We start from the raw sequence: 6,452 nt of genomic DNA, 5'->3' as shown, positions 1-6,452 counted from the left end.
AAGGCCTCTCCCCCCTCCTTTTCTTTTTAAAATGACCAGTATCAAACTGTTATAGAACACGAAAAAGAGCAAATGGTCATCACCATTCGTGCACATACATTGTTGAAAACAATTAATATAGTAGAAAAACGTCTTTTCGACAAATTACACAAGCTGTGGATAAACAATTCAACAGGCTGTGTAATAACTTTCCACAGGTTATCCACAAATTGTGGATAATATAAATAGGCCAGATAAGTAATTAAGAGTTAAAACACAAATATAATATCAAAATAAACAAGATGGTGCAATGGGTGTCACAAACTTATCCACACACTTTACATCCTGTTGAAAAATAATTATCCACATCGGTTATTTGTGTGAAAAAAATGTCGATAATGGGTGTGGATAGTCTAAATATGCCGGAAAAATATCCACATCCATGTTTTGAAGGTCTTTTAGGAGGAAAAAAAGAATAAAATGCTGGAAACTAAAAAAGAAGGTTTCTTCGTTTGATAACTTATGTTATGCTTATAAGGTTGATAATAAGAGTTTTATCATTGATATTGACAATCGATGGGTTACACAAATATAATGAGTTAGACTGTCTTAAACAGCTATTCCTCAGGGAGGTGTCATAAATGAAAAGAACGTTTCAACCAAATAACCGTAAGCGTAGTAAAGTTCATGGCTTCCGCAGCCGTATGAGTACTAAAAACGGACGTCTAGTTTTAAAGCGACGCCGCAGCAAAGGTAGAAAAAAATTATCAGCTTAGGCCACTGAATAATGTCAGTGGTCTTTTTTACATAAAATCGTAAATGAACTGTCAGTTTTTATCGGAGTGGAAGAAAACATGAAGAAGCGAAACAGGCTAAAAAAAAATGAAGAGTTTCAAAAGGTGTTCAAAAAAGGTCAATCAATGGCAAATCGCCAATTCGTTATTTACCAGCTGGATCAGCCAAATCAAGATGAACTGCGTTTAGGATTGTCTGTCAGTAAGAAGATTGGTAATGCAGTGTTAAGAAACCGAATTAAACGACTGATCCGTCAGGTGTTTTTAGAGGAAGGTCATAAGTTAAAGCAAGAAAAAGACTACATAGTCATTGCACGAAAACCAGCGAGTGAATTGACCTTTGAAGAAACAAAGAAGTCTCTCCAACATTTATTTAGAAAATCCGCTGTTTATCAACAACAACCGAAAAAGTCTTCGTAATAGAAACTTTCGTTGAATCAATTTTTAAAAGCGCTTCCTTCATCTAGTGAATTAAAATGTAACCACCACTTTGCAAAGAAAAAATGTTACCATACTGATTAGGTGAGTCACTTTCTTAATCAATTCCAACTTAAATAAAGTTTGAAGTAATGGGAGGAATCTTGTTGAAAAGGCGATTATTACTAATATTTAGCTTGATTGGCGTATTGGTTTTATTGGCAGGATGTACACAGATCAATGAACCAATTACATCAGATAGTAAGGGATTCTGGAATTCTTATATTGTTTACCCGCTATCTCAATTAATCACGTACATGGCAAACTTAACTGGTGAAAACTATGGTGTAGCGATTATTATTGTGACACTGCTAATTCGCTTGCTTATTTTACCATTAATGATTAAACAGTTAAGAAGTACAAAAGCGATGCAAGCATTACAGCCTGAATTGAAAAAGCTTCGTGAAAAATATAGCTCTAAAGATCAAAAAACACAGCAGCAGCTTCAGCAGGAAACAATGGCCCTTTTTCAAAAAAATGGCGTCAATCCGTTAGCTGGCTGTTTCCCAATTTTAATTCAAATGCCAATCCTTATTGGTTTCTATCATGCAATTATGAGAACAGCAGAAATTAAAAAGCATACATTCTTATGGTTTGACTTAGGCAGCCCAGATCCATTGTTCCTATTACCGATTATTGCGGGTGTAGCTACTTTCATTCAGCAAAAGCTGATGATGGCTGGAAATCCTTCGGACAACCCTCAAATGGCTATCATGTTATGGGTGATGCCGATTATGATCGTTGTGTTTGCAATTAGTTTCCCAGCAGCACTTTCATTGTACTGGGTTGTAGGTAACATTTTCATGATCATTCAAACATTGGTGATTAAAACACCTCAAGTAAAAGTTGATACAAAAGAAAAAGCTGGCGGGAATAAAAAATGAAGGAAATAACTGCTGTCGGTCGCACAATCGAAGAAGCAGTAGATTCCGGACTTAAACAAATTCAGCTACTACAAGAAGAAGTAGAAATCACAATAGTAGATGAAGGAAATAAAGGGTTTTTAGGATTATTTGGTAAAAGACAAGCTGTGGTCAAGTTAGTAGAAAAGATAAATGCACTTAAATTAGCTACACAGTATTTAGATAAAATTGTTAAGTCTATTGATCCTAAAGCAAAGATTATTTCCAAACAGGAACCGAAAAAGATTTCTTTCCACATTGATGGAGATAAAACGTCATTAATGATTGGAAAAAGAGGCCAAACATTGTACTCTTTAGAAACTCTGGTACAGCTAGTGTTTAATCGTTATTCTGATCAGTATCATCATATAACAATTGATATTGGCGATTATAGGAAGAAACGACAAGAAGCACTTGAACAATATGCCGTCAAAACAGCAAATCGGGTTTTAAAAACGAAGAGAAAGGTTCATTTAGAACCAATGCCTTCGAATGAACGAAAAATTGTTCATGATGCGATTGCTGCATTCTCTAAAGAACTTGCAACGGCATCTGAAGATACAGGCAGCAAGCGTCATGTTGTGGTGTTGTATAAAAAATAGCAGAAAGGCTAAGATTCAGCAAAGCTGGATTTTAGTCTTTTTTTATTGAAAAATTGCTTTTTATAGATGATTCATCCTTTATTTCTAAAAATTAAGTGTGAGATATGAGTGTAAAACGCCATTTTAACAAGTAAGTAAAGGGGTCAGGGCGTTTAAATTTATTGGATTTAGGTGTAAGATGTGAAGACAAGTTTCAAACGTCGTTATTCACATGTGGATAAGTTAAGTGTTAAAATAGATAAGATGCAAAGCTGTGGATAATTAGATATGAGATACTTTCACTTCGCTTTCATTTATGGTATCTTTAAATTTTGGATTAAGCGTTTTTGATATAGAGATGGACAATGTCCATTTAATAGATAACAGACTGTTTATTCAGTAGAGAAAGAGGTGAATGAGTGATGGATACAATTGCAGCAATTTCTACGCCGATGGGTGAAGGAGCAATTGCGATTATTCGTTTAAGCGGGCCTGATGCGGTACAGATTGCTGATCGGATGTATAAAGGTCCTAAGGAGAAAAAACTTATATCGGTGGATTCTCATACGATTCATTATGGTCATATTGTGGATTCTAGCACTGAGCAAGTAATAGAAGAGGTCATGGTGTCAGTATTAAGAGCGCCAAAAACATTTACGAGAGAAGACGTTATTGAGATTAACTGCCATGGCGGAATTGTAACGGTCAATAAAGTATTGCAGCTTGCTTTAAGAGAAGGAGCAAGATTAGCGGAGCCAGGTGAGTTTACAAAACGAGCTTTCTTAAATGGAAGAATTGATCTTTCACAGGCTGAAGCGGTAATGGATTTGATTCGCGCAAAGACAGATCGTGCGATGAATGTAGCGATTACTCAAATGGAGGGACGCCTCTCCGGTTTGATTAAACGACTTCGCGGCGAGATATTGGAAACTTTGGCCCATGTTGAAGTCAATATTGACTATCCTGAGTATGACGATGTTGAAGAAATGACGCATCGGGTCTTAGTTGAAAAGGCAACATCAGTGAAAAAGGAAATTGAGTCACTGTTAACGACGTCTCAGCAGGGGAAAATACTTCGCGAGGGCTTATCCACTGTCATTATTGGAAGACCGAATGTTGGGAAGTCTTCCTTGTTGAATAGTCTTGTACAGGAAACAAAAGCGATTGTAACGGATATTCCTGGAACAACGAGAGATGTCATTGAGGAATATGTAAATGTTAGAGGTGTACCGCTTCGTTTAGTCGATACTGCGGGTATACGTGAGACGGAGGACATTGTTGAGCGTATAGGGGTTGAACGATCTAGACAGGTCTTAAAAGAAGCTGACCTGATTTTACTTGTGCTCAATTATAGCGAGGAATTGTCAGAAGAGGATATCAAACTATTTGAGGCCGTCTCAGGCATGGATATCATCGTGATCGTGAATAAGACAGATCTTGAGCCTAAGCTTGATATCGAAAAGGTCAAGCAGTTAGCGAAGGATCGTCCGGTGGTTACGACATCATTATTACAAGAAAAAGGGATTGATGAGCTTGAAATTGCGATTCAATCACTATTCTTCACGGGTTCAATTGAAAGTGGAGATTTAACGTATGTAAGTAACACAAGGCATATTGCGCTCCTTCAGGCAGCAAAACAATCAATTGAGGATGCTCTTGAAGGAATTGAAATGGACGTACCGATCGACATAGTTCAAATAGATTTAACACGCTGCTGGGAACAGTTGGGTGAAATTATTGGGGATGCTGTTCATGAAAGCTTGATTGATCAGTTATTCTCTCAATTCTGTTTAGGAAAGTAAAGGGAGGAACATAAGAAATGGGTTATGAAGCTGGCAATTATGACGTAATCGTCGTGGGTGCCGGTCATGCTGGAGTTGAGGCTGCTCTTGCATCTGCAAGACAGGGCGCCAAAACACTTGTATTGACTATCAACCTCGATATGGTTGCTTTTATGCCATGTAATCCGTCCGTAGGCGGACCCGCAAAAGGGATTGTCGTCAGAGAAATTGATGCTCTAGGCGGAGAAATGGCACGAAATATAGATAAGACGCATATTCAAATGCGCATGCTGAATACGGGGAAAGGACCTGCTGTCCGTGCGTTAAGAGCGCAAGCAGATAAGTTCCAATATCAGCATGAAATGAAAAAAACAATGGAAAATGAACCAAACCTGACAATGCTCCAAGGTATGGTAGATCATTTAATTGTAGAAGATGATGAATGTAAAGGTGTTGTTACTCAAACAGGGGCGAACTATCGTGCGAAGTCTGTTGTATTAACAACAGGGACTTTCTTAAAAGGCCGCATTATTTTAGGAGACCTTTCGTATTCAAGCGGTCCAAATAACCAGCAGCCTTCTATTAAATTATCGGATCATTTAGCAGAACTAGGATTTGATTTGGTTCGTTTTAAAACAGGAACACCTCCTCGAGTGAATAGTCACTCGATTGACTATAGTAAAACAGAAATTCAACCAGGTGATGATGTCCCGCGGGCATTCTCCTATGAAACGGTTGAATATATTACTGACCAGCTGCCATGCTGGCTAACATACACGAGTTTAGAGACTCATCAAATAATTGATGAGAATCTACACCGTTCTCCAATGTATTCAGGTATGATTAAAGGAACTGGCCCTAGATACTGCCCGTCCATCGAAGATAAAGTGGTGCGTTTCAATGATAAACCGAGACATCAAATTTTCTTAGAGCCAGAAGGTCGTAATACACAGGAAGTTTATGTTCAAGGATTGTCTACAAGTCTTCCTGAGGATGTACAGCAGCGCATGCTTTCAACCATCCCAGGACTCGAGAATGTACAAATGATGAGAGCGGGTTATGCCATCGAGTATGATGCGATTGTACCTACTCAATTGTGGCCTACACTTGAGACGAAGAAAATTTCTGGATTATATACAGCTGGCCAAATTAATGGTACGTCTGGTTATGAAGAAGCAGCAGGTCAAGGGATTATGGCAGGTATTAATGCAGGAAGAAAAGCATTAGGTAAAGAAGAAGTCATTTTAAGCCGATCTGATGCATATATCGGTGTTCTCATCGATGACCTTGTCACAAAAGGAACAAATGAACCATACCGTCTTTTGACATCACGTGCTGAGTATCGTCTACTTCTACGTCATGACAATGCTGATTTAAGATTAACTGAACTTGGCTATCAAATTGGATTAATCTCTGAAGAAAGATTCCAGTCATTCCAGCAGAAAAAAGAAGCCATTGAAGCAGAGAAAAAACGTTTATATTCTGTCATCATTAAACCAACAGCAGAGACTCAAGAATTTATTCGTTCACTCGGTGGAAGTGAGCTGAAGGACGGTATTCGTGCAAGCGATTTGATGAAGCGTCCAGAAATGAACTATGAATCTGTTGTGAAATTAGCTCCTGCTGAAACACCGCTTCCTTCTGATGTGTGTGAGCAGGTAGAGATTCAAATTAAATACGAAGGTTATATTGAAAAGTCACTCCAGCAAGTTGAAAAACTGAAAAAGATGGAGAACAAAAAGATTCCTGATCGAATTGATTATGACGCCATCAAAGGAATTGCAACTGAAGCGAAACAAAAGCTGAAAGAAGTCCGACCGCTTTCTGTTGCACAGGCTTCTCGTATTTCAGGCGTTAACCCTGCTGATATTTCTATCCTTTTAGTATATTTAGAGCAGGGGCGTATTGCGAAGATAGCAGAATAGAAAGGATGTCGGC

The 6,452-nt window shown here is 38.2% G+C and carries 6 protein-coding genes; all 6 read left to right on the top strand.

Translation table 11 applies throughout. The features are described 5' to 3' along the window. The first annotated feature begins 620 nt into the window (after nucleotides 1–620). The 6 genes from rpmH to mnmG all read left to right on the top strand — a co-directional run bounded on the left by rpmH (nucleotide 621) and on the right by mnmG (nucleotide 6,439). On the top strand, nucleotides 621–755 hold the full coding sequence (gene rpmH / locus NSQ72_RS19240) for a 50S ribosomal protein L34 (protein ID WP_073208224.1): 135 nt from the start codon (nucleotides 621–623) through the stop codon (nucleotides 753–755). 78 nt (nucleotides 756–833) lie between these two features. Next, nucleotides 834–1,193, top strand: a complete 360-nt coding sequence (rnpA, locus tag NSQ72_RS19235) for a ribonuclease P protein component (RefSeq protein ID WP_341084995.1) — start codon at nucleotides 834–836, stop codon at nucleotides 1,191–1,193. Between the two features lie 158 nt (nucleotides 1,194–1,351). Beyond that, entirely contained in the window at nucleotides 1,352–2,134 is a 783-nt protein-coding gene (gene spoIIIJ / locus NSQ72_RS19230; protein WP_087976621.1) for a YidC family membrane integrase SpoIIIJ, read from the top strand. Further along, on the top strand, nucleotides 2,131–2,754 hold the full coding sequence (gene jag / locus NSQ72_RS19225) for an RNA-binding cell elongation regulator Jag/EloR (protein ID WP_039182938.1): 624 nt from the start codon (nucleotides 2,131–2,133) through the stop codon (nucleotides 2,752–2,754). Before spoIIIJ ends, jag begins: the two co-directional genes overlap by 4 nt. Nucleotides 2,755–3,155: 401 nt before the next feature. Beyond that, nucleotides 3,156–4,535, top strand: coding sequence for a tRNA uridine-5-carboxymethylaminomethyl(34) synthesis GTPase MnmE (mnmE, locus tag NSQ72_RS19220; protein WP_039182936.1), 1,380 nt, complete (start codon nucleotides 3,156–3,158; stop codon nucleotides 4,533–4,535). Between the two features lie 17 nt (nucleotides 4,536–4,552). Continuing rightward, nucleotides 4,553–6,439, top strand: coding sequence for a tRNA uridine-5-carboxymethylaminomethyl(34) synthesis enzyme MnmG (gene mnmG, locus NSQ72_RS19215; protein ID WP_039182934.1), 1,887 nt, complete (start codon nucleotides 4,553–4,555; stop codon nucleotides 6,437–6,439). Nucleotides 6,440–6,452: the final 13 nt, after the last annotated feature.

The organism is Bacillus sp. FSL R5-0659 (assembly GCF_038008785.1).
Lineage (GTDB): Bacteria > Bacillota > Bacilli > Bacillales > Bacillaceae > Bacillus > Bacillus safensis.
The sequence above is the reverse complement of the archived record's forward strand: the minus strand, read 5'-3'. Positions and strand labels throughout refer to the sequence as shown.

Excerpts from the sequence above, each read along its gene's own strand:
- rpmH (WP_073208224.1), top strand. The coding sequence starts at position 621 with ATGAAAAGAACGTTTCAACCAAATAACCGTAAGCGTAGTAAAGTTCAT.
- rnpA (WP_341084995.1), top strand. The coding sequence starts at position 834 with ATGAAGAAGCGAAACAGGCTAAAAAAAAATGAAGAGTTTCAAAAGGTG.
- jag (WP_039182938.1), top strand. The coding sequence starts at position 2,131 with ATGAAGGAAATAACTGCTGTCGGTCGCACAATCGAAGAAGCAGTAGAT.
- mnmE (WP_039182936.1), top strand. The coding sequence starts at position 3,156 with ATGGATACAATTGCAGCAATTTCTACGCCGATGGGTGAAGGAGCAATT.
- mnmG (WP_039182934.1), top strand. The coding sequence starts at position 4,553 with ATGGGTTATGAAGCTGGCAATTATGACGTAATCGTCGTGGGTGCCGGT.